The organism is Paludibaculum fermentans (genome assembly GCF_015277775.1).
Lineage (GTDB): Bacteria > Acidobacteriota > Terriglobia > Bryobacterales > Bryobacteraceae > Paludibaculum > Paludibaculum fermentans.
This window is the reverse complement of record NZ_CP063849.1, coordinates 7,779,558-7,802,995: the sequence shown is the minus strand read 5'-3', so window position 1 is coordinate 7,802,995 and position 23,438 is coordinate 7,779,558. Positions and strand designations below refer to the sequence as shown.

At 64.6% G+C, this 23,438-nt stretch carries 19 protein-coding genes; 9 read left to right on the top strand and 10 right to left on the bottom strand.

Features of this window, described 5'->3' with window-relative positions:
* Positions 1–2 precede the first annotated feature (2 nt).
* Complete coding sequence (locus tag IRI77_RS30950; RefSeq protein ID WP_194448818.1) at positions 3–2,093, top strand: VWA domain-containing protein; 2,091 nt, start codon at positions 3–5, stop codon at positions 2,091–2,093.
* A 9-nt stretch (positions 2,094–2,102) separates the two neighbouring features.
* Here IRI77_RS30950 and IRI77_RS30945 read toward each other — a convergent pair whose 3' ends face one another.
* Together IRI77_RS30945 and IRI77_RS30940 are read right to left on the bottom strand one after the other, a co-directional pair.
* Positions 2,103–3,215 carry a hypothetical protein gene (locus IRI77_RS30945; RefSeq protein ID WP_194448817.1) on the bottom strand — a complete coding sequence of 371 codons (1,113 nt, stop codon included), beginning with the start codon at positions 3,213–3,215 and terminating at the stop codon, positions 2,103–2,105.
* Between the two features lie 58 nt (positions 3,216–3,273).
* Positions 3,274–4,206, bottom strand: coding sequence for a polysaccharide deacetylase family protein (locus tag IRI77_RS30940; RefSeq protein ID WP_194448816.1), 933 nt, complete (start codon positions 4,204–4,206; stop codon positions 3,274–3,276).
* A gap of 3 nt (positions 4,207–4,209) precedes the next feature.
* Here IRI77_RS30940 and IRI77_RS30935 point away from each other — a divergent pair, with 3 nt between their 5' ends.
* The gene (locus tag IRI77_RS30935; protein ID WP_194448815.1) at positions 4,210–6,006 is read left to right on the top strand and encodes a glycoside hydrolase family 2 protein; all 1,797 of its coding nucleotides are present in this window, start codon (positions 4,210–4,212) and stop codon (positions 6,004–6,006) included.
* A gap of 4 nt (positions 6,007–6,010) precedes the next feature.
* Here the strand turns inward: IRI77_RS30935 and IRI77_RS30930 are convergent, their stop codons facing one another.
* Positions 6,011–6,913, bottom strand: coding sequence for a polyphosphate kinase 2 family protein (locus IRI77_RS30930; protein WP_194448814.1), 903 nt, complete (start codon positions 6,911–6,913; stop codon positions 6,011–6,013).
* Between the two features lie 229 nt (positions 6,914–7,142).
* On the opposite strand from IRI77_RS30930, the gene IRI77_RS30925 reads away from it, so the two are divergent.
* Entirely contained in the window at positions 7,143–8,480 is a 1,338-nt protein-coding gene (locus tag IRI77_RS30925) for a hypothetical protein (RefSeq protein ID WP_194448813.1), read from the top strand.
* A 16-nt stretch (positions 8,481–8,496) separates the two neighbouring features.
* Here IRI77_RS30925 and IRI77_RS30920 read toward each other — a convergent pair whose 3' ends face one another.
* Genes IRI77_RS30920 through ruvA form a run of 3 tightly spaced genes read right to left on the bottom strand, consistent with a single transcriptional unit; the run spans position 8,497 to position 10,820 of the window.
* Positions 8,497–9,147, bottom strand: a complete 651-nt coding sequence (locus tag IRI77_RS30920; protein WP_194448812.1) for a hypothetical protein — start codon at positions 9,145–9,147, stop codon at positions 8,497–8,499.
* Positions 9,147–10,199, bottom strand: a complete 1,053-nt coding sequence (ruvB, locus tag IRI77_RS30915; protein ID WP_194448811.1) for a Holliday junction branch migration DNA helicase RuvB — start codon at positions 10,197–10,199, stop codon at positions 9,147–9,149. Before ruvB ends, IRI77_RS30920 begins: the two co-directional genes overlap by 1 nt.
* An 18-nt stretch (positions 10,200–10,217) precedes the next feature.
* Positions 10,218–10,820 carry a Holliday junction branch migration protein RuvA gene (gene ruvA, locus IRI77_RS30910; RefSeq protein WP_194448810.1) on the bottom strand — a complete coding sequence of 201 codons (603 nt, stop codon included), beginning with the start codon at positions 10,818–10,820 and terminating at the stop codon, positions 10,218–10,220.
* Positions 10,821–10,870: 50 nt separating this feature from the next.
* Here ruvA and IRI77_RS30905 point away from each other — a divergent pair, with 50 nt between their 5' ends.
* Entirely contained in the window at positions 10,871–11,587 is a 717-nt protein-coding gene (locus IRI77_RS30905; protein WP_194448809.1) for an RsmE family RNA methyltransferase, read from the top strand.
* An 18-nt stretch (positions 11,588–11,605) separates the two neighbouring features.
* On the opposite strand, the gene IRI77_RS30900 is transcribed toward IRI77_RS30905, so the two are convergent.
* Positions 11,606–12,346 (bottom strand): metallophosphoesterase family protein, encoded by a 741-nt coding sequence (locus tag IRI77_RS30900; protein WP_194448808.1) that lies wholly within the window; start codon positions 12,344–12,346, stop codon positions 11,606–11,608.
* Complete coding sequence (locus IRI77_RS30895; protein WP_194448807.1) at positions 12,334–13,482, bottom strand: metallophosphoesterase; 1,149 nt, start codon at positions 13,480–13,482, stop codon at positions 12,334–12,336. Before IRI77_RS30895 ends, IRI77_RS30900 begins: the two co-directional genes overlap by 13 nt.
* A 65-nt stretch (positions 13,483–13,547) precedes the next feature.
* Here IRI77_RS30895 and IRI77_RS30890 point away from each other — a divergent pair, with 65 nt between their 5' ends.
* The 3 genes from IRI77_RS30890 to dapF are packed head-to-tail and all read left to right on the top strand — an operon-like array spanning position 13,548 to position 16,805.
* The gene (locus tag IRI77_RS30890) at positions 13,548–14,459 is read left to right on the top strand and encodes a PfkB family carbohydrate kinase (RefSeq protein ID WP_194448806.1); all 912 of its coding nucleotides are present in this window, start codon (positions 13,548–13,550) and stop codon (positions 14,457–14,459) included.
* Positions 14,410–15,996 (top strand): glycosyltransferase family 39 protein, encoded by a 1,587-nt coding sequence (locus IRI77_RS30885; protein WP_194448805.1) that lies wholly within the window; start codon positions 14,410–14,412, stop codon positions 15,994–15,996. Before IRI77_RS30890 ends, IRI77_RS30885 begins: the two co-directional genes overlap by 50 nt.
* A complete protein-coding gene (gene dapF / locus IRI77_RS30880) occupies positions 15,993–16,805 on the top strand; it encodes a diaminopimelate epimerase (protein WP_194448804.1) in 813 nt (270 codons plus the stop codon). Before IRI77_RS30885 ends, dapF begins: the two co-directional genes overlap by 4 nt.
* A gap of 46 nt (positions 16,806–16,851) precedes the next feature.
* Here the strand turns inward: dapF and IRI77_RS30875 are convergent, their stop codons facing one another.
* Positions 16,852–19,551, bottom strand: a complete 2,700-nt coding sequence (locus tag IRI77_RS30875; RefSeq protein WP_194448803.1) for a serine/threonine-protein kinase — start codon at positions 19,549–19,551, stop codon at positions 16,852–16,854.
* 261 nt (positions 19,552–19,812) lie between these two features.
* Here IRI77_RS30875 and IRI77_RS30870 point away from each other — a divergent pair, with 261 nt between their 5' ends.
* Positions 19,813–20,526: a PEP-CTERM sorting domain-containing protein gene (locus IRI77_RS30870; RefSeq protein WP_194448802.1), complete on the top strand. Its 714-nt coding sequence runs from the start codon at positions 19,813–19,815 to the stop codon at positions 20,524–20,526.
* On the opposite strand, the gene IRI77_RS30865 is transcribed toward IRI77_RS30870, so the two are convergent.
* The gene (locus tag IRI77_RS30865; protein WP_194448801.1) at positions 20,505–21,062 is read right to left on the bottom strand and encodes an ECF-type sigma factor; all 558 of its coding nucleotides are present in this window, start codon (positions 21,060–21,062) and stop codon (positions 20,505–20,507) included. The genes IRI77_RS30870 and IRI77_RS30865 overlap by 22 nt on opposite strands.
* A 339-nt stretch (positions 21,063–21,401) precedes the next feature.
* On the opposite strand from IRI77_RS30865, the gene ilvD reads away from it, so the two are divergent.
* Positions 21,402–23,261 carry a dihydroxy-acid dehydratase gene (gene ilvD / locus IRI77_RS30860; RefSeq protein WP_194448800.1) on the top strand — a complete coding sequence of 620 codons (1,860 nt, stop codon included), beginning with the start codon at positions 21,402–21,404 and terminating at the stop codon, positions 23,259–23,261.
* The last annotated feature ends 177 nt before the right edge of the window (positions 23,262–23,438 follow it).

Genomic DNA, 23,438 nt, shown 5'->3' with positions numbered 1-23,438 from the left:
CCATGAAGCGCATACTGATCAGCCTGCTCACCTGCACCGCGCTTCTTGCGCAGAAACAGGACGAGACCCCGGTCTTCCGGACCTCGTCCAACCTGGTGATTGTGACCGTCTTTGTCCGCGACAAGGACGGCAAGCCGCTGAAGAACATGAAGCGCGAGGACTTCGTCGTCACGGAGAACGGCAAGCCCCAGACCATCAGCGTTTTCGATTTCCAGGAATTGAGCGGTCCGCCGCGCGAGGCGCAAACCGTGGTGGAGGCGCGGCCCGAGACACCCGCCGCGAAAGCGGCGGCGCCCGCAGCGGCCCCGACGGGCAGCCAACGCTACCGCGACCGCCGCCTGTTGGTGCTGTTCTTTGACTGGAGTTCGTTGCCCGAGGCCGACCAGGTGCGCGCCAAGGCGGCCGCTGAGAAGTTCCTGCGCGAGCAGATGACCCCGGCCGATCTGGTCGAGATCGTCAGCTTTGGATCCAAGTTGAAGGTGGAGCAGGAGTTCACCGACGACAAGGACGACCTGATGCGGGTGATCAAGCGGTTCCAGACCGGCTCGATGAGCGAACTGGCCGCGGTGGGCGCCACGAACGTCGACAACAGCGACGATACGGCCGCCTATACGGCCGACGACACGGAATTCAACATCTTCAACACCGACAGGAAGCTGGCCGCGCTGGACGACCTGGCCCGGACGCTGGGGGCCCTGCCGGAGAAGAAGGCGATCGTTTACTTCTCCAGCGGGATCAGCCGGACGGGCGACGACAACCAGGCGCAGTTGCGGGCGACGGTGAACTCGGCGGTCCGCGCGAATGTCAGCTTCTATCCGATTGATGTGCGCGGATTGACGGCGGACCCTCCCGGCGGCTCGGCTTCCAGTGGCGGCGGCGCGCGCGGCACCGGCTTGTATACCGGCCAGACCCAGAGCAGCCAGCGGCAGTCGATGTACGACTCGCAGGACACGCTCACCATGCTGGCCTCCGATACGGGCGGCAAGGCACTACTCGACAACAATGAACTCGTGATGGGCATCCAGCAGGCACAGGAAGACCTGCAGAGCTATTACATCCTGGGCTACTACTCGAGCGACGAACGGCGCGACGGCCAGTTCCGGCGCGTCGATGTCAAGATTGCCCAGACCTCCGCCATGCGCCAGCAGGCCAAGCTGGATTACCGGAAGGGCTACTTCGCCGAAAAGGAGTTCAAGAGCTTCGGCACCTACGACAAGGAGAAGCAGCTCTCCGATGCGCTGTTGCTGGGCGATCCTGTCACGGAGTTGCGCCTGGCTTTGGAAGTGAACTGGTTCCGCATCGGGAAAGAACGCTACTTCGTGCCGGTGGCGGTGAAGATTCCCGGCTCGGCGATTCCCCTGAAGAAACAGGGCAGCGCGGAGACGACCACTTTCGACTTCATCGGGCAGATCACGAACGCCAAGGGCTCGATCATGGGCAACGTTCGCGACGCGATCAAGATTCAGTTGCGCGACCAGAACGCCGGGCAGCTCGCGAATCGCAGCCTGATGTACGACACGGGCTTCACCCTGCTGCCGGGCGACTACACCATCAAGATGCTGGTGCGGGAGAACCAGACGGGCAAGATGGGCACGTTCGAGACGAAGTTCCAGATTCCTGATCTGTCCTCCGTCAAGACCGGGATGAAGATGTCGAGTGTGGTCTGGAGCGGCCAGCGTATCCCGGTGACCGAGGCCGTGGGCCTGGCCGACAAGAAGCTCAAGAAGCAGGATACGCATCCGCTGGTGGACAACAACCAGAAGCTGCTGCCCAGCGTCACGCATGTCTTTCGCAAAGGCCAGAGCATGTATGTCTACGCGGAGATGTACGATCCGGCAGCTCCGGAACCGGCCAACAAACCGGCCGTGACGGCGGCGGTGACGATCTACCAGGAGAAGAAGCTGGTGATGCAGTCGCAGCCGGTGCAGGTGACGGCCCTGCGGGCGAACCGCATGAATACGGCGGGCGTACTGCTGGAGATTCCGCTTACCAGCCTGGCGCCCGGAGAGTACACGGCGCAGCTCAACCTGGTGGATCAAGCTGGGCAGAAGTTCTCGTTCTCGCGGGCTTCACTGGTGGTGCTGGCGCGGTAGACGCGCCGGTCAGACCAGGAAGAACCAGTCCCAGAAGGCATACAGCAGCAGAGCGTTGGCCAGCACGAGTACGCCCCAAACGAGGGTCATCAGCGCAGGCAGGCGCAGCAACCGGCCCGCGGAAGCGAAGGCGGGAAAGACGGGCAAGGCGTAGCGGACATAGCTATGGAGCGGCGGCCTCGAGTTTGCCGTGAGTATGAAGCACAGCGTCCCCAGCGCGTACCAGAAGTATTCCCAGCGAATGGGCCGGACCAGCGACACGCCGAAGGCGAGCAGCATCGCGGCGGCATTCATGCCCACAAACCAGGCGATCTCACCGCCGGAGAAGCTGAAGGCATCCGCGAGCGTCGTCCAGGGCCAGGCCATGGTGGTGTGCCAGTATTTTGGATACGCGGCGGCGGACAGCCCCAGGCCACTCCAACGCAGCCAAACGGGGAAGAGGACCGGCCCGCTGAGGGCCAGCAGCAACGGGGCATACCGCAAAGGACGCTGGCGCCAGGCGATCCAGACCAGCGGCGCCACGACGACCATCCCGACGGCCCGCGACAGGCAGGCAAGCAGGCCAAAGAGCGCGGCCAGCCACCACCGGTCGTTGCGCGCAAACCAGATCGACCAGATGGTAAAGCACATGAGCAGCGGCTCGGCATAGCCCCCGAAAAGGACAAAGCTCATGGGCCAGACCAGGAGCAGCGCGAGGGCGCGCTTCACCTCGGTATCGCCCAAATCCAGCTTCAGCAGTTGGATCAGCCCCCACAGCAGGAAGAACGTGGCGATGCGGGCGGCGAGCACGGCGCCGAGATCGGTGGGGATTCCCACGCAGGCAAGGACGCGGATCGCAGCGGGATAAGCGGGGTAGAACACGGTCGATGCCGGCATGTCGTAGCCCTGCTCGGCGACACGGCGGTACCAGAGCGTGTCAAAGCGCTGCCAGACGCCCCACAGCAGATAGGAAGGGCTGAGGGACGGGGGCGCGATGTTGTCCGCCAGGGAGGCATTCATGGCGATGCGCTGAGGAGTCGCACTGAAGGTCGGCACGAGCACCAGTGCGGCCACCAGATAGACCACGCTCAGGATGAGCGTCAGCCAGGCGGCGGTCTTCGCGGGATGGGACGACAGGCTCATCCGGGGATAGCGGCTTCCCGCCGGAACGCATGAAGTGGAGAGTGACGAGGGGGCGCGATCACTTGGACTGCTCCCGGTAGAGTTCGACGACCCAGGATGGAGGATCGGGCTCGTCGCGCAGGCGGCTGGGCTTGTTGGCCGCGATGGCCCAGCGGTGCAGCCACGAGGGACCGCTGTCGCCGACATACCCGTCGCGCCGGCGGTAGGCTTCATCCTTCATTGCCTTCTCCAGGCTGACGAAGGAGTAGCCCCGGCGGCCCAGCATGGCGGTCAGGCCCGGCAGTGCATCGGCATTCAGTTGGTTGGCGTGGATGAGGAGGATCTGCGGCAGCTCGTAGCCGAGCGTGTCCTGGGAGAGGCGCTCGAACCAGCCAAACATACGCTCCGTGTAGTCCACATAAGCGGTCCGGATGCGGGTGGCGGCCGCCTGGTCGCCCTTCTCCAGGGCATTGCGATAGATCAGCGCGAACATGTAGTCGGAAGTCTCGACGGTGAAGGGCGCGATGCGGTAGCCCTTGCGCTGCAGGAAGCCTTCGAGGGTCTCCCGGGCCTGCTCGGTATTCCCGGTGTGGGTGAACGGGTGGCGGAACCAGGAAAGCGTCTGGCCGTGCTCCTTCATCAGCCCGCTGATCACCTGCTCGCCTTTGAGGATGTCCTCCTGGTAACTGAGCATGGGCACTTTGTTGATGTCGGGGTGGGAGTAGGTGTGGTTGCCCAACGGGAAGCCGGCGTTGAGCCATTGCTGCAGGAGGGCAATGCGTTGGGGGCGTTCGCCTTCCACGTCGAGCTTGCTTTCGTTGACGAAGCCGATGGCTGGGATTTTAGCCTGCCTCAAGCTGTCGACCAGTTTCGTGGTCATGGCCGTAAGCTGGTCGAGCGGCAACTGTGCTCCACCGTTAGGCAGATCGTCGTAGGTAAAGGCGACGCTGCGCTTGGGGGCATCCTGAGCGGCAAGCGGCAGGCACAGGAACACGATTAGAAATAGAATCATGGGATGCGTTTGGCTCTAGTACTAGTCTCTATCGTCTCGTTTGCTTTTGCTCAGCAGGTCCCCCGGCCCGAACATCCCCAACCCCAGTTTATGCGCGGCGCCTGGCAGAGCCTGAACGGAACCTGGTCGTTCGAGTTCGACGACGCCGGCAAAGGCTTGCAGGAAGACTGGGCCGTGGCAGGCAGGAAATTCTCCAGGTCGATTGTGGTTCCCTTCTGCTTTGAGAGCAGCCGGAGCGGGATCGGCGACACGTCGTTTCACCCCGTGGTCTGGTATCAGCGCAGTTTCACGGTGCCCGGCGAGTGGAAGGGGCGCAGTGTCCTGCTCAACTTCGGCGCCGTGGACTACCAGGCTGAAGTGTGGGTGAACGGGCGCAGCGCGGGCTCGCACGAAGGCGGAAACACACCGTTCAAATTCGAGATCACGCCGCTGTTGAAGGCGGGCGCCAATACAGTTACGGTGCGCGCCTGGGATCCTCCTACAGACCGGTCCATCCCACGCGGCAAACAGTATTGGGAGCCAAAGTCGCGCAGCATTTTCTATACGCGGACCTCCGGCATCTGGCAGAGCGTGTGGCTGGAGGCTACGGGGGCCAGCCGGATTGACTCGCTAAAGACCGATGCGTCCATCTCAGGCGCAGTGGATTTCCAGACGCGGATCGCGAACCCTGAGCCGGGCTTGACCCTGTCCTACACGATAAAGAACGGAGAAACCGTGGTGGCCACGGGCACGGGCGCAGCTTCCGACGGGAAGTATGCGGCGGCGGGCGCCTTTGTGCGGAGCCCGCGATTGTGGTCAGTGGAGCGGCCGAACCTCTATGACGTGACGCTGCAGTTGAAGAAGGGCGACACGGTGGTCGACACGGTACAGAGCTACTTCGGTTTCCGCAAAGTCGCCCTCGAGAACGGCAAGGTGACCCTCAACGGGCGGCCGGTGTACCTGAAATTCGTCCTCGACCAGGGCTACTGGCCGGAGAGCCTGTTGACGCCGCCGTCCGACGAGGCGATCCAGTACGACATCCGGATGACCAAGGAGATGGGTTTCAACGGGGCACGCAAGCACCAGAAGCTGGAGGATCCGCGCTTTCTGTATTGGGCCGACAAGATGGGCTTCCTGGTGTCGGACGAAATGGCCAACGCGTACCTGTTCGATGAGCAGTACGTGCAGCGGTTCCAGAAGGAGTGGCTGGAAGCGGTGGAGCGGGACATCAACCACCCGTCCGTCATCATCTGGGCGCCGCTGAACGAGAGTTGGGGTGTTCCGGATGTGACGGACCCGCGGCAGCAGAGCCACCTGCGGGCGCTGTACCACATGACGAAATCGATGGATCCCTCGCGGCTGGTGATCGACAACGAAGGCTGGCAGCACACGGAGGCGACAGACCTGTTCGCGGTGCACGACTATACGGCGAACTATGGTGACTTGAAGGCTCGCTGGGCGAAGGTGGAGGTGAAGCCAGGTGCGGCGCTGCCGCCGCATGGGGTGAATTACCTGGCTCCGGGCAATGTGTACAACGGGTCGCCCCTATACCTGAGCGAGTTTGGCGGAATTGCGTACATCCTTCCAGGCTCCAAGGTGCCGGACGAGGCATGGGGCTACTCGGGCGTCGAGAAGACGCCGGAAGCCGCGCTGAACCGTCTGAGCGGGCAGTTCGACGCCATCGCCCAGAGCCCGATCATCGGCATCTGCTACACGCAGATCACCGATGTGGAGCAGGAGATCAACGGCCTGATGACCTACGACCGCAAGCCCAAGTTCGACGTGAAAGAGCTGAAGAAGATGAACGACCGGCTGAGGTAGCGCGCTAGTTTTCGCCCTCCAGCATGCGTTTGGCTTCGGCCAGCGCCTGCTTCTGGGGCTCCGACACCGTGGGGTAGTGCAGCTTCAGGCCCTTCAGGGTCTGGTAGATGATGCGCGCCACGGCGAGCCGGGAGACCCATTTGTTGTCAGCCGGAATGACATACCACGGCGCTTCTTTGGTGCTGGTGGCAACCAGGCAGTCTTCGTAGGCCTGCATGTACTCATCCCAGTGGCCGCGCTCCTTGGCGTCGGCGGCGGAGAACTTCCAGTTCTTCTCTTCGCGGTCGATGCGCTCGAGGAAGCGTTTCTTCTGCTCGTCGCGTGAGACGTTCAGGAAGAACTTAAGGACCACGATGCCGTTGTTGTGCAGGTACTCTTCGAAGTTGTTGATCTCGCGGTAGCGGCGCTGGAAGATCTTCTTGTCCTTGAGGTGAGGCGGAAGCTTCTGGCTCTCGATGATGGAGGGATGCACCTTGGTGATGAGCACCTCCTCGTAGTACGAGCGATTGAAGATGCCGATGCGGCCGCGCTCGGGCAGGGCCTTGTAGCAGCGCCAGAGGTAGTCGTGATCCAGTTCCTCAGTGGACGGCGCTTTGAAGCTGTACACCTGGCAGCCTTGCGGATTCAGGCCGCTCATCACATGCTTGATGACGCCGTCCTTGCCGGCGGCATCCATGGCCTGGAAGATGACCAGCAACGCATAGTTATCCTGCGCATAGAGTTTGTCCTGGAACTCGACCAGCAGCCGGATACCCTCCTCCAGGGCAGCCGTTGCCTGCTTCTTGTCCATGGATTTCGGCTTCCAGGCAGCATCGAAATCCTTGGTGACGGACAGCCTCTTCCGGCCGGGCGGGACGATCATCCTGTCCACGAAACTGTCGATCCTGCCACCCTCCTGCTTCTTCATTCGGCTTCCTCCAAAAAAGTGAAGCGGGCTGGTGGGCCCGCTGCTGATGAGTATCGGAGATGGGGCGGAAGGAGTCAACGGTGCCGGGAAGCCGGCCTCACGCCGGGCCGTCGGCCGCGGCCAAACTGGCTAATATGGACAGGTGCTTCGCAAACGACTTCAAGTGGTCCTGATCTCCCTTGCCTTGCTGATCCCCTGTTTCTGGCACAACAGGATTCAGGCCGGCGACTTGTCCAGTCACCTGTACAACGCGTGGCTGGGCACGGAGATCCTGGCGGGCCGGGCGGACGGACTGGAACTGGCCAGCCCCACCACCAACGTGCTGTTCGATCGGATCCTGCTGCAGCTCACACTAATGGGCGGCTCGAGCCTGGCGGAGCATCTCAGTGTGCCGTTGGCCGTGCTGATTCTCTTCTGGGGCGCGGTGGCTTGGATTCGAAGTGCGAGCGGAAGCAGCGAATGGACATTCCTGCCCTGCGTGGCCATGCTGGCCTATGGCTGGGCGTTTCACAACGGCCTCTTCAATTTCTATCTTTCCAGCGGGCTCGCCTTCTGGGCGCTGGCGCTGGCGTGGAACCCCAAGCCGCCAAAGCTCGCCGCCGCCGCGGCGCTGCTGGCCGTCGCCTATGTAGCCCACGCCATTCCCGTCGCCTGGTGCTGCGGCGTGCTCGCCTATGTCTGGATCGCGCGGCGGCTGCCCGAAAGGTATGCACTCTGGCTGCCCGCTGCTGCGATCGTGGCGGTCCTGGCCGGCCGCGTGTTGATCGACCTGCGGTACAAGACCCTTTCCACGTTCCACCAGATTCTGGAGATGTCCGCCATTGACCAGGTCTGGGTGTTCGGCCCCAAGTACATTGCACCCGCAACCGTCCTGGGAATGCTGTGGGGCTTCCTCCTGCTGAGGTTGCTCTACACCTGGCCGATGAAGAAGTTCCTCGGCAACGTGCTGGTGCAGTTGTGCGCGGTCATGTCGATCGCCATCCTGGTTGCGCCCACCCGGGTGGAGTTGGGCGGCTACCGGATGGCGCTTTCCTTCATTACGGAACGCATGACCCTGCCGTTCGCCGTACTCATCTGCGTGATGCTCAGCCAGGTTCCGCCTTTGAAATGGCAGAAGATCGGTTTGGCGGCTGTGGCCGTACTGCAGTTCTCCTTCCTCTATGTGGATACCAGGGCACTGAACTGGTGGGAGGATCAGGTGGCCGCCGCCGTCAGGCCGCTGCCCCAGGGGACTCGCGTGGTGTGCTCCCTGCACGATTGGACCAGCCGGACCATCCTCTGGAGCCACCCGCTGGAACGCCCGTGCATTGGGCACTGTTATAGCTATCAGAACTACGAACCCGGGTCCCTCGCCTTCCAGGTGCAGGCCAAGGCGCCGAACCGGATCGTCATGCATGACCCCGTCGACACGGCCTACGCCGGGCGTGGAGACTACGCCGTGAAGAGCCGCGATCTGCCCCTGTACCAGGTGATGCCCTGCCCGGACGGACGGTTGTGCGCAAAACCAATGGTAGAGGGTGAACGAATCGTGGCGTCCACGCTGTCGATGCTGCCGGCCCTCTGGTAGACGGCCGGGCGCCCCGTCACCGCCAGCTCTGATCGCTCATGTCGTAGCCCGGCACGCGCACGTAGTAATCGCGCATCTTCCGCTTCTCGGCGATCGGACCCTCTTCGCCCCACGGACTCGCCTCAAACTCCCGGCACGTCGCCGCTTCCCGCTGCCGCACCTCGGCCAGGTTCGGCGGATCGTTCACCTCGACATAGTGAAACGGCTTCGTCCAGCCCAGCGCCTTGCGGTGCAAATCGGCAATCCGGTGGCGCTTGAAGCCCCAGCCGCACACCGTGATCTTCGACGGCCACTCGCCCTGCAGTTCCTGGAACCGGTACAGCCCGCACAGCACATTCAGGAATGAGTCCAGCGCGAACTCCTCCAACACGGCCCGCGCCCGCACCTCGCCATGCCCCCACCACTCATACCAGTCGGCGATCAGCCAGTACCCCAGCGCCTCGGTGATCGGACCCGCCTCCGGATCCGTCGCCCCGCCCGAGAACACCAGAATCGCTTCCGGGTCCTGCGCCGCGGCTTCCACGCCCGCTTTGATGTGCTCGAGAAAGTACTTCGGCTCGTTGTTCTGGTAAGGCTTCAGATACCACGAGGAGTCGAGCGCCGGGTCCTCGCGCAGGTTCCATACCGCATGGCCCGGAACCAGCACCAGATGTTTGAATTCTGTCATTAGAAAAGCTTCGGTTGATTCGGACCCATGCCCCAGCCCATCGGCCGCCGCGGCACATTGAAGTACTCGAAGGCCCGTTCCGTGGCCATGCGCCCGCGCGGCGTCCGGTCCAGGAACCCCAACTGCATCAGGTAGGGCTCGTACACTTCTTCGATCGTGTCCGGCTCCTCGTCCGTCGAGGCGGCAATCGTGCTCAGCCCCACCGGACCGCCGCCGTACTTCTCCAGCACGGTCAGCATGATCTTCTTATCGATCTCGTCCAGCCCGAACCGGTCGACTTCCAACAGGTCCAGCGCCATCCGCGCCACCTTCAGGTCGACATGCCCCTCGGCCCGCACCTGCGCATAGTCCCGGACCCGCCGCAGCAGCCGGTTCGCAATACGCGGAGTGCCACGGCTCCGGCGCGCCACCTCTTCCGCCGCATCCGTGTCAATCGGAGTCCCCAACAGGCTCGCCGTGCGATGCACGATCTTCTGCATCTCGGGCACGTCGTAGTGCTTCAGGTACAGGATCAGGCCAAACCGCCCGCGCAGCGGAGCGCTCAACAGGCCCTGCCGAGTCGTCGCCCCCACCCCTGTGAAATGGGCGATCGGCAGTGAGTGCGTCCTCGCCCCCGGTCCCTGCCCGATCACGATATCCACCCGGAAATCCTCCAGGGCCGAATACAGCACTTCCTCGATATCCGGCAGCAGCCGGTGGATTTCGTCGATGAAGAAGACCTGCCGGTTGCGGATGTTCGACAGGATGCCCGTCAGGTCGAGCTTCTTCTGCAGCATCGGACCTGACGTCAGATCGAAGGGGACATCCAACTCCTGGGAAACGATGTTGGCCAGCGTGGTCTTACCCAAACCGGGAGGCCCGATCAGCAGCACGTGGTCCATCGCCTCGCCGCGCCGCCTGGCCGCTTCGATCGTGACACTTAGCAGCTCTTTGACCTTGGCCTGGCCGGTGAAATCGTCCAGCCGCTTGGGGCGCAGGCTGGCCTCGAATTGGATCTCTTCGTCCGTGGCGGCAGGCGATACAATTCGGCGCGACTGGCTGGAATCCGGCATGGCAGGCAAACTATCAGGTTAACGTAACAGTTCCATCGAGCGCCGGAACAATGGCTCGAAGCCGCTGATCCCCGGTTCCGCCGCCGCTTTCCTGACCGCTGCTTCGGCCGCCGGCTGCTGGCAGCCCAGGTTGACCAGGGCGCTCACCACATCCGACTGCTCGCTGCTCAGGATCACCGCCGCCGGCCCCTTCGCCGTGGCCGCTGGAGCCGCGCCCAGCCCTTCCATCTTGTCCCGTAGTTCCAACACGATGCGCTCGGCTGTCTTCTTCCCAATGCCCGGCACCCGCGTCAGCATCGCCACTTCCCCGGCGCGGATGATCCGCACCAGGTCAGGAGCCGCCACGCCGCTCAGCGTCGTAATCGCCAGCTTGGGACCGATCCCGGACACGCTGATCAGCTTCTCGAACAGCGACTTCTCCATCGCCTCGCGAAACCCGAAGAGCTGGATCGCGTCTTCCCGCACGTTGGTGAAGATCCGGAGCTTCACCTCGGCCCCGACCTCCGGCAGCGCGCTGTAGGTGGAAACGGAGATCTGCACGTCGTAGCCCACCCCGCCGGCCTCCACAATGGCCTGGTTCGGATGCTTCTCAATCAGGATGCCGCGCAGGTGAGCGATCATTGCCTCCGCAGTCTAACAAACGGGTACTCTGGTAGGAAATGGCGCGTCGAATGTTCTATGTGCAGGAGGTCCGGGGGGAGCAGGCGACCCTGCGCGGTGAGGCCGCGCAGCACGTCCGCAAGGTGCTGCGAGCCGAGCGCGGCCAGCGCTACGAGATCTCCAATTTCGAAAGTATCTGGTTGGCCGAGATCGCTGACTTCGGCAAGGACACAGTCCAATTCAACCTGCTTTCGCCGGTGGAAGCAGTCACCCCGCCCGCGGCCCTGCATCTCTTCCCCGCCCTGATCAAGTTCGATCACTTCGAGTGGATCCTCGAGAAGGCCACCGAGCTTGGAGTCGAACGCATCACGCCCATCTACGCCCTGCGCACGGACAAGGGCCTGGATCAGGCGGCGCCCAAGCGGATGGAGCGCTGGCGCAAGATCCTCTACGAATCCGGCCAGCAGGCCCGCCGGTTGAAGCTCCCGGAACTCGACGTCCCCTGCCGCCTGGAACAGGCGCTGCCGCGAGTCCTGGATCACAAGTATTGGATGGAAGAGCAGCAGGGCCCCTTACCGATCCTGAAGGCCCTGCCGGCCCAGCGCGCGCAAACCGACACCATCGGCTTGTTGTGCGGGCCGGAAGGCGGTTGGGACGATCGGGAACGGGCGGCGGCGGCCGCAGCCGGTTGGACGAGTGTTTCCCTGGGCCGCCAGATCCTGCGGGCGGAAACCGCGGCCGTGGCGGGTCTTGCGGTCATTATGGCTGCATGGGATTGCGGGGCCTAGAAGACGCCTGCGCCAACCTTAGCGGCCGGCGGCCAGGCGGTCGGCCAGGTACTCAGGCAGGCCGGCTTCGTGGATGCGGTTCTGCGCGGCGCGGATGTCGTACTTCACGCGGCGGTAGCGGAGGAGCGAATTCCCGGAATCCCAGATGGCGTACGCGGCTCTCGGGTCGCCATCCCGCGGCTGGCCCACCGAGCCGGGGTTGATCAGGTAGAGGAAGTCGGGGTCGAGATCGATGATGCGCTCGTCTTCGCTGAGGGCGGGTTTCGTCAGGCGCTGGATGCCGCCGCGCTGCCAGCTCCAGCCGCCCTGCAGGTGGGTGTGGCCGAAGAAACAGATCTTGCGCATCATGATCTGGTCGAGCCCGCTGACGTCCACCGTGTCGATGAGGTAATCGTCCTCGCCTCCGGGCGAGCCGTGGGCGATTTCAAAGCCGTCGAAGGTGAGCGGGCCGGCGGGCAATTCGGCGAGCCAGGCACGGCTGGCGGGCGGCAGCTCGTCGAGGGTCCAGAGGGCGGCTTCGCGAGCCACCGAGTTGAACATGAGGGGATCCTCGATGCCGCAGCAGACGGTGTCGTGGTTGCCGCGCACCACGGCGGAGAGCGTTTTGCGGGCCCAGTCAATGACTTCAATGGGCGCGGCGTTATAGCCGACGAGGTCGCCGCAGCAGACGATGGTGTCGTACGCACCTTCCGCGTTCCTCAGGACAGCGTGAAGCGCCTCGAGGTTCGAATGAATGTCACTGAGAATCAGGTGGCGCACAGGCGAAGCAGACTGACTTCCGGCGGAACTCCCAGACGTACGGGCATGGCAACCGTGCCAAGACCCGAGCTCACGTATACCAGTTTTCGGTCCCGCTCGTAAAGCCCGCGCACAAAAGGAGTGAAGAATCTTGCCGCACTGAGGTTCTCGTGCAGGATTTCGACGTTAATCTGTCCGCCATGTGTATGACCGGATAGTGTGACATCGAAACCGGCCTGGGCGGCGCGAGGGAAGGTGTCAGGATTGTGTTGCAGGAGGAGGTTGGCGGCGCCGGGCACGATGAGGGATTCGGCTCCTGTCAGGTAGGGCGAGTGGAGCGGCTGGTAGTCGAAGCCGGCGAGATTGAGCCGGGCCTGGCCGAAGCGAAGCAGCGCGGCGCGCTGGCGCAGGAAGTGGAAGCCGTAGCGGGCGCCCTGCGTGGTGGCGTAGTCGAGGGCCTCGGCGTAGATCTCGTGATTGCCATGGCAGCCATAGATGCCGGCCTCTGCCTTGAGGCCGCGCAGGAGTTGGAGGCAGCCTTCCATGTTGTCGCCGCGGCGGGTGACGAGGTCGCCGGTGAGGAAGATGAGATGGGGTTTGTACTCATTCGCCATGCCGATGGCGCGGCGCAGTTCGGCGGGACCAAAGAAGGGTCCGAAGTGGATGTCGGTGAGCTGGACGATGCGGAGGCCGTTGAGGTCCGGGTGGAGGTTGGGCAAGTGGAGGTCCACCTGTTCCTGAACCATGGAGGTGCGGGCGAGATAGGCTCCGTAGCCGGCGATGGCCAGGGGCGCGGCGGCGACGGGTGCACCCAGGGCGAGAAAACGGCGGCGGTCCGGATGGAAGGTTTCGGCATGCTGCAGGCAGCCGGACCAGATGGCGGCCGAGACGATGAGGCAGATCCAGAAGAGGGAGGCGGCCAGCAGGAAGCCCACGAGGTCAGCCGGCATCCAGCGGAAGTGGACTTCCATGAGTATGGGCAGGCCGGCTGCCAGCCATAAGGAAGTGACGATCAGGGTTGCCTTGATGAAACGGCGAAGATTGGGATTCGCCTGGGCCGGACGGGCGGCCATCAGGCGGAGGGCAACCAGGCGTTGCAGAAAAAGGCAGGAACAGATGACCGTGATCAGCGGCACCCAGCGCCGGAATGTCTCCATGATTACTGCTTCCATTGTACCTTCGGGCGTTGGGCGGACCCCGGGGTACGGCTACAATTGAGGGAATGTCTCTTGTTGTTGTTGGATCCGTCGCCTATGACGGAGTCACTACCCCCGCGGGCAAGGTCGACCGTATGCTGGGCGGCGCCTGCACTTATATCGCACTTTCAGCGAGCTATTTCACGAAGACTGAGATTGTCGCCGTGGTGGGCGACGATTTCGCCCAGGAAGATACTGACCTGCTGGCAGCGCACGGAATCGGGCTGGACGGCCTGGAGCGCGTGGCCGGCAAGAGCTTCTTCTGGGCGGGCGTCTATTCGGCCGATATGAACGATCGCGAGACGCTCACCACCGACCTGAACGTGTTCGCCACGTTCGACCCGAAGCTCTCGGCGAGCCAGAAGCAGCAGCCTTACCTGATGCTGGGCAACATCCAGCCGGCGCTGCAGAAGACCGTGCGCGACCAGATGACCAGCCTGAGCCTGGTGGGCGGCGACACGATGAATTTCTGGATCAACGACTTCCGCGGCGAGCTGCTGGAGACGTTGAAGGGCTGGAATTTCCTGCTGATCAACGACAGCGAGGCGAAGCTGCTGTCGGGCGAGAGCAACCTCAAGAAAGCCGCGGCCGCGGTGCGGGCGCTGGGCCCGAAGCTGCTGGTGATCAAGCGCGGCGAGTATGGCGCGACGCTGTTCCATGAGCACGGCTTCTTCAGCGTGCCGGGCTACCTGCTGCACGGGTTGAAGGATCCGACGGGCGCGGGCGACTGCTTCGCGGGCGGCTTCATCGGCTACCTGGCCTCGCGCGGCGTGAACGCCGAGACCGCCTCGCACCAGGACCTGGCCAAGGCCGTGGTGTATGGCTCGGTGATGGGCAGCTTCTGCTGCGAAGAGTTTGGCGTGGACCGCTTCCGGACACTGACCAGAGATGACATCGAAGCGCGCTTCGAAGAGTTCCGCCAGTTCACCGCGTTCTAAGGCGGCGCGGAGCGGCTCGCACTCAGCGTGGAGCGGCCTGGCGGTATGGGCCCTCCTGTCGATGTGGAGCGCGGTGGCGGTGTGGTACGTCCAGTCGCAGGGGTGGACCCTGTGGTACGGCGATGCGGAAGCGCACCTGAACATTGCCCGGCGGATCCTGGATTCGCGGGCGGCCGGCTACGAACAGATCGGCACGGTCTGGCTGCCGCTGCCGCATGTGCTGATGATGCCGCTGGTGGCGGTGGACTCGCTGTGGCGCAGTGGGTTGGGCGGGGCCATCGTCTCGGGCTTCTGCTTCACGCTGGCCGGGCTGTTCCTGTTCCTGGCCGTGCGGCGCATCTTCGATTCCACCGCGGCGGCCGTTACGGCGGTGGCGGCGTTCGCCCTGAATCCGAACCTGATGTACCTGCAGGCGACTCCGATGACGGAGCCACTGTCGTTGTGCTGCGCCACGGGGTTGCTGTACTTCTGCGCGCGCTTCCACGACAGCCAGTCGTGGGTGGACGCGCTGCTGGCCGGGCTGATGGCCTGCTGCGGAACGTTGACCCGCTATGAAGCCTGGGTCCTGCTGCCCTTCGTGGCGCTGTATGTACTGATCGCGGGCGGCCAGAGGCGCTGGCTGAGCGCGCTCATCTTCTGCCTGGCGGCGGGCGCGGGGCCGGTGTACTGGCTGTTGCACAACCGGATCCTGTATACGAATCCGCTGGAGTTCTACAACGGGCCGTGGTCGGCCAAGGCGATCTATCAGCGGGCCCTGGACAAGGGCATGGACAAGTATCCCGGCGACCACGACTGGCCCAAGGCGTGGGAGTATTACCGGGCGGCGGCGGAGCTGTGTGTCGGCCGGCCGCTGGCGTGGGTGGGCGTGGCAGGCCTGGCGGCGGCGCTGATCAAGCGCGGCTGGTGGGCGGTGCTGCTGCTGGCGCTGACTCCGGCGTTCTATGTGCTGAGCCTGTATTCGTCGGGGACACCGATCTTCGTGCCGCACCTGTGGCCGAACAGCTACTACAACACGCGGTATGGGCTGAACCTGCTGCCCCTGGCGTGTCTCGGGCTGGCTGGGCTGGTGGCGTTGCTGCCGGTGAAGGCGCGCGGGTTTGCGGCGGTGATCCTGATCGGCGTGGCGGTGGCGCCATGGGTGGGCTATCCGCGCAAGGAGACCTGGATCTGCTGGCGGGAGTCGCAGGCGAATTCGGCCGGACGGCGGGCGTGGACGCAGGAGGCGGTGGAGTATCTGAAGCCTCGGTACAAGCGGGGTACAGGTATCTTCATGAGCTTCGGCGATCCGACGGGGATCCTGCGCGAGGCGGGCATCCCGATCAGGGAGTCGCTGCACGAGGGCGATGGCCCGATGTGGCAGGCGGCGGTGGCGCGGCCGGACTTCTTCATGTGGGACGAGTGGGTGATCGCGATCTCGGGCGACCGGGTTTCGCAGGCAGTGAACAAGTTGCGGCGTGGTCCGCGGCGGTATGAGTGTGTGAGAATCTTCACTGCGAAGGATTCTCCGGTGATCGAGATCTGGCGGCACATCCAATGACGAAAATTCCCTTTGCGAAGGCGCATGGAGCGCGTAACGACTTTTTGCTGACGTGGTCGCACGAGGCTCCGGCGGCGGAGCGGCATGTGGCGGCCTCGATCGCGATCTGCGATCGAAATGCCGGCATCGGTGCCGATGGCTGGATGCTGGTATCGCCTCCTTCGAATGGGCGTCCGGCGGCGATCCGGCTGCTGAACTCCGACGGGAGCGCGGCGGAGATTTCGGGCAATGGCACGCGTTGCGCGGCAGCGTTCCTGGTGGATGCGGGCCTGGTGGGCGAGGAGGTCCTCATTGAGACCGGCGCCGGCCGCAAGGAACTGCGACTGCTGGAGCGGGACGGGCTGAAGTTCATTTTCGAGATGAACATGGGCACGGCGGTGATCGAGGAAGGCCACCTGAAGTTCGCCCTGCCCTGTAAGGACGGCGTGCGCGAATGCACGATCCTGTGGGTGGGCAATCCGCAATGCGCGCTGTTTGTCGATGACTTCGATTTCGACTGGAAGGCGCTGGGAGCGGAGATCGAATGGCACCCGCAGTTTCCGAAGCGCACGAACGTGAGCTTTGTGAAGGTGGAAGACCGGCACACGCTGGACGTGCGGTTCTATGAGCGCGGAGCGGGATTCACGATGTCGAGTGGGACGGGGTCAACGGGGGCCGTGTCGGCGGCGATGGCCCGGGGCCTGGTGGAGAGTCCGGTGACGGTGAAGACGCTGGCCGGTCCGCTGGAGTTCCGGGCGGAGGGCGACGTACTGCGCATGGTGGGTCCGGCGGAGATCATCGCCGGCGGCGAGTTTTACTTCGAGGACTGAGGGCAGACAAGGGACGTAGCCGGCACATGGCGGCCCGCGGTTCGCGTCACGAAAGCCCCAGGCTCCGCAGGTGTCCTTCCACCGCCGACAGCAAGGCCGCCGTCCGTTCCGGCCAGCCACGGTACTGGTTCTTCAGCGGCCACCCCAGCGCCTGCAGCTTCTGATAGATGCTTCTGGCGTGCTCGAGCGCCTGCCGCGCCTCCCGCAGCCGCGCCAGCGCGTCGCCATGTTGCGCGGCGTTGAGTCCGCCCAGACCCAGCTCAAAGTTGGCGCCCGCTTCGATCACCAGCCCGAGCGGCTCACCGGGCGTCAGGGCCACATAGCGGGCCGCGGTGCGAACCGTCTCCCGGCGCCATTCCATCCCCGCTGCCCAGTCACCCGAGCGCTCGGCCACCCGTGCCAGGTTGATGACCGTGACCTTGCGGTAGTCAAGGCAAGTCAAACTGTCCGACGAACTCGCATCCGACAGCCGTAGCGCCGTCCTGAGATGCTCCCGTGCCTCGGCGATACGCCCGGTGCCCTGGACCAGCACCTCAGCATACTTCGCATGGGATTGGACGGCGGAGCACGCCGCCTCGGGATGAGCGGAGTCGGTCTCCACAATGCGCTCGGCTGTACGAATGGAATCGCGCAGCTTCTTCAGCGACGCCTCGGTCCTCTCCAGCGACTGATAGCACGTCCCCTGCGCCATCTGGGCGGATTTCAGGATGCGCAGCAACTGGCGGTCGTGCGGGTCGCCGCGAATCAGGGCGGCAGTCTCCAGTTCCAGGCGCCGGTAGAGGGGGATCGCCTCCTGGGCGCGGCCCGCGAAGTTGTGCACCATGCCGACCTGTTCCCGCGCCAACAGGTAGCCCAACCGGCAGGCTCTGTCCCGCCCGCAGGCCGGCAGGCCGCCGGGATACAACGCCACCGCCTGTTGTGCCGATTCCAGAGCCTCCGCATCCGGACCCCGGCCCCATGTAATCGCGCGGGCCAGCCGCCCCAGGGCCAGCGCCCGCGCTTCTCGCCAGCCCTTCCCCTGGCGGCCAGGCGCCTGCCCGACCCGCTCGACGGCACGGTGTGCGGCTTCAATGGACCGATGGTCGCGGCCACAGCGTTCCTCGATCTCGGACAGCGCGCGCCACGCCGCCGACTCGGCCTGTGCGGCGCCGCCCGGATCCATCCCGCTGAGCAGCGCGATCGCGCGTTCCGCCTGCACGCGCGCCTGCCCGTTCCGGCCCGAGAGCGAGAGGGCATTCGCAATGCGTTCCAGGGAAACGGACAGCTCTACCCGCAGGCCAGGGTCCCGGGGATTGCGGGCCAGCAGGTCTTCGAGGATAGCCGCCGACTTGCCCAGGTTCACGACAGCGTTGCTCTGATCCCCCAGGTTGGCCACCCGCCCGTAGCCTTGGACCTCACCCACCCTGCGGTAAGCCAGGGCGGTTTCCCGCCGCACGCCATCGTCGCCGTCCGCGCCGGCGGCGATCTGGTCGAGGTACTGGACGGCATCGCTGGCCATTTTGGCCCGCAGGGCGGTGGAGCCGGGCATGTCGCTCAAACGCTCCTGATACTCGAACATGGTGGAGCGGGCGTAGCCTTTGATCTGCTCAAACCGCCGCTCCGCCAGACGCTTCTGGGAGAGAGTCGCGGCGACGCCCGCGCCCAGTACGGCCAGCAGCATGACCGCGGCCGCCACCGCCCAGCAGCGCCGCTGGACAAAGCGCCAGGCGCGGTACCAGGCCGCGCCCTGGCGCGCCTCGACGGGCTGGCGCCGCAGATGCCGTTCGATATCGCGAGCCAACTGCTCCACCGAAGTGTAGCGGTGGGCCGGATTCACCTCCAGCATCTTCAGAACGATGCTGTCCAGATCGCCGCGCAGGGTGGGCCGCCAACGGCTTGGCGCGGGCCTGGCGCCCTGCGGCAGCTGCCCTGTCAGCAACCGGTGCAGCACCACGCCCAGCGAGTAGATGTCGCTGAGGGTATTGGCCGGCTGGCCCGCCAACTGCTCGGGGCTCGCGTAGGCGGGGGTCATCACGGCCTGTGTGATGCCGCCCTGGCCGGCATCGAGGCTTGGCCCCTGTTCCAGCAATCTGGCGATACCGAAGTCGAGCACCTTCACCTGGCCCTCGCGGGTCACCAGGATGTTGGAAGGTTTGAGGTCCCTGTGCACCACCATGTTCTGGTGCGCATACTGGATCGCCGCGCAGACGTCCAGGAATACCGTCAGGATCTCCCTGGCCGGGCGGCCGGCCGTGTACTCGGTCAGCGGGATGCCGTCGACATACTCCATCACCAGATACTGGCTGCCGTCGCCGGCCTCGCCGCCGTCGAGCAGACGGGTGATGTGCGGGTGCTCCAGCAGGGCCAGGATCTGCCGCTCGCGCTGGAAGAGCCGCTGCCGGCTTCTGCCGCCGAGGCGCGGGATCAGCTTGATGGCGACTTGCTTGTAATACGACTGGTCGTCGCGATAGGCGAGGTAGACGCTGCCCATGCCGCCGCTGCCGATCTCCCGGGCGATGCGGTAGGGGCCGATGCGTTCGGGAGGCTGCGGTCCGGCGCGCCGTCCCAGCACGGGTTCGGCGCCGAAGAGGTCGCCGGACTCCGAGTAGTTCCGGGCGAGATGCAGTACGGACTGGCGCAGTTCCTCATCGGCACCGCACTGCTCAGCCAGGATGTCGTCCCAGGCCCCTTCGGACTCGTCCAACAACCGGCCAGCCAGGTCTCGAATACTCTTCCAGCGCTGTGAATTGATCCCGTCGAACGGCATGAAGGGAAAAACGAATGGAAGTATTTTAGCAGCCGGCGAGGTTTCCAGCTATTGCCGAAGAACCTCTTCGGGAACCATTTGCGCTCCCCAGCTATTCCCGTAAGTTCAGTACCAGTACGCACATAACGACGGTCACTGGCGTTGTATCTTTTTTGGCGTAGTTTTTCTGCGGATTTCGAGAGTCCTGATGAACCACCCGGGCCGGTGCAGTCCGGGCTGAGTTTAATCCTCTATCTAGAGAACCGAAAGTAAAGGTCAAAGATGCAATTGAGCAATATCGAATATCGCGCCGCCCGGCCGCGGACGGCGCCTTGCTGGGTCAGGCCGCTGCTGGTTTTGGCGATGTTGACGATGGGCGCCTCCTCGGGCTTTGGGGCCATGTTGTACGACATCAACTCATCGGGTAGCGGCTCGCCCTTCGCGGGGTTCAACGGGAATTGGGGTCTCCGTTTCAGCCTCACACAGACGATCACGGTGGGTTCGCTGGGATTGTGGGATGAGGGTGCCGACGGCCTGGCCGGCGCTCATTCCGTGGGTGTGTTCACGCTGGGGGGCAGCCTGCTGGGCTCGGCTACGGTCGACAACTCCAGCAAGGTGGTCGCCTCCGCTTCCACCGCCGGCCGCTGGTTGTTCAGCAATGTCGCGACGCCGTTTGACCTGACCGCGGGCTCGTATGTTCTCGGCTTCTACAACCAGAGCGGCGCGACGGACCCCTTCCGGGGCAATTCGGCCACGACGTTCATGAGCGGCGCCAGTTGGGAGGCAGCCCGTGCGCGCTCCGGCGCAGGCGCGTTCGCCATGCCGGATGCCGTCAGCGGCGGGATCAACCAGGGCTGGCTTGGACCGAATCTGCAGACCGCGTCTCCGTCCTCGGTGCCCGAGCCTTCGACCTGGAGCCTGATGGTGTTGGCCGGCGCCGCCGGCGCCTGGCGCGCCCGGTCCGTGCGCAAGGCTCAGCGTTCGGCGCGCAGTTGATCGGCCAGCCAGACCTTCGCCATACCCCATTCCCGGTTCACGGTGCGGGGGGACACGCCGAGATGCTCGGCCGTCTCCTCCACCGTGAGTCCGGCGAAGAAGCGAAGCTCCACGATGCGCGCCTGTTGTTCGTCGAGGGCAGCCAGCCGGGTGAGCGCCTCGTCCAATGCCTCGAAGTCCATCCCTCCGGCCCGCACCTCCAGCGAATCGTCGAACTCGATGCGCTCCGCGTCACCGCCCCTTTTGGCGGCCTTCCTGCGCCGCGCGGCGTCGACGACAAGGCGGCGCATCACGACGCCCGCGAAGGCATAGAACTGGGTGCGGTCGCGCCAATCGGTTTTGGTGTCCTTGAGCAGGGCCAGAAACGCCTCGTGGACCAGGGCCGTGGGTTCCACGGTGTTCCGGCGGCCGGCGTTGCTATGGTAGCGAGCCAGTTGACGCAGCTCCTGGTAGATCAGCGGGAAAAGCACTTCCCCGGCCGATTGGCTACCGCCGCCCCATTCGCGCAGAAGTAGCGTGAGATCTCTGTCTGGCATGTCCGAAGGATTGCCATTCTAGCAGACAGGTGCCTCTGACCCCTGGCATCGTTCATTGTCATGCTGCAAACACAAGGAAGACGGCCAGTTGCCTCCATCCGAGGAGACATCTCTTGTGCTGTCCGGCGGCCCAGGGCTCATCATGACGGACTCGCCGCCGCCGGCGGACGGGGCCTCCGAGCGTGTTGGGCCGAGCCGGAGTGGCTTCCTTTCGTCAGGTAGCCGGGCAAGGTGCGGCGCGGAGATCGTTGCCGCCGGCGGGTTTGCGTTCCCGGGCCGAGGTTGGCGGAAGCGGCCGTCCTCGCCCGGAGAGGGCCTGAGCGCGTAAAGTGAAAGAGAATGCCTGCTTATCGATCAAGAACCACCACGCACGGCCGGAATATGGCCGGCGCTCGCAGCCTCTGGCGCGCAACCGGAATGAAGGACGGCGATTTCGGCAAGCCGATTATCGCCATCGCGAATTCCTTCACTGAGTTTGTTCCGGGTCACGTTCACCTCAGGGAGCTCGGGCTGCTGGTAGCCGGCGAGATCGAACGGGCGGGCGGTGTGGCGAAAGAGTTCAATACCATCGCCGTGGACGACGGTATCGCCATGGGCCACAGCGGCATGCTGTACAGCCTGCCGTCCCGGGAGCTGATCGCCGACAGCGTCGAGTACATGGTCAACGCCCACTGTGCCGACGCGCTGGTCTGCATCTCGAATTGCGACAAGATCACGCCGGGCATGCTGATGGCCTCGCTGCGGCTGAACATCCCGTCGATTTTCGTTTCGGGCGGGCCGATGGAGGCGGGCAAGGTGCGCCAGGGCGACCTGGTGCGGTCGATCGACCTGATCGATGCGATGGTGGCCGCGGCGGACCCGGCCGTCAGCGACGAGACGACGATGGATATGGAGCGCTCGGCGTGCCCGACGTGCGGTTCCTGTTCGGGCATGTTCACGGCGAATTCGATGAACTGCCTGATGGAGTCGCTCGGGCTGGCGCTGCCGGGGAATGGGACGCTGGTCGCCACCCACGCAGACCGCGAGAGGCTGTTCCGCCAGGCGGGCAGCACGATTGTGGAACTGGCACGGCGCTACTACGAACGGGACGACCTCTCCGTGCTGCCGCGCGAAATCGCTTCGATGCACGCGTTTGAGAATGCGATGACTCTCGACATCGCGATGGGCGGCTCCACGAATACGGTGCTGCACCTGCTGGCCGCGGCCCAGGAAGCGGGTGTGCCGTTCACGATGGCGGATATCGACCGACTGTCGCGCCGCGTGCCCCATCTGTGCAAAGTGGCTCCGTCGTCGGCGAAGGTTCACGTGGAGGATGTGCATCGCGCCGGGGGTATTGTCGCCATTCTCGGGGAGCTCGACCGGCACGGGCTGATCCAACGGAGCACCTACACCGTGCATGCGCCCACGCTGGGCGATGCCATCGAGAGCTGGGACGTCCGCCGCAACCAGACCGCGGAGGTGGAGCAGTTCTACCGCGCTGCGCCAGGCGGGGTCCGCACCACGCGCGCGTTCAGCCAGGAAGCGCGGTATGACCAACTGGACCTGGATCGCGAAGAGGGCGCCGTGCGCGACGTCGAACACGCCTTCAGCCAGGATGGCGGGCTGGCCGTGCTCTACGGCAACCTGGCCGAGGACGGCTGTATCGTGAAGACGGCCGGAGTGGATGCGTCCAACCTGGTGTTTTCCGGCCCGGCGCGCATTTTCGAGAGCCAGGACGATGCGGTGGAGGGCATTCTCAGCGACCGGGTTGGAGCCGGCGATGTGGTCGTGATCCGGTATGAAGGCCCCAGGGGGGGGCCCGGCATGCAGGAGATGCTGTATCCGACGAGCTATTTGAAGTCGAAGGGCCTGGGGAAGAAGTGCGCGCTGATTACGGACGGCCGTTTCTCGGGCGGGACTTCGGGTCTGTCGATCGGGCATGTGTCGCCGGAATCAGCGGAAGGCGGCCTGCTGGCGCTGGTGCAGGAGAACGACCGGATCGAGATCGATATTCCCCAGCGGTCGATCCGGCTGGCCGTCGATGAGGCGGAACTGAGCCGGCGCCGGGCGGCCATGGAAGCGAAGGGGCCGGAGGCGTGGAAGCCGGCCACGCGGCAACGCACGGTTTCGGCCGCACTGCAGGCCTATGCCGCGATGACGACCAGCGCGGCACGTGGAGCGGTGCGCGACGTGAGCGGCCTGGCGCGGCGCGGCCGGTAGTCCGGCATCCTGCTAAATGGATCGGCTCTCCCGGGACGAGGCCCAACAGTGGTCTCGTGGACGTGGAGGGCCGGTCCGCGCCCAGGACGAATTCTGGATTCAATTGTCAATGATCCGTAGCAGAGGGAACTCCGGCTTGGGGCGCGAACGGCGGAGGGGGCCGTCCGTGGCTTCGTT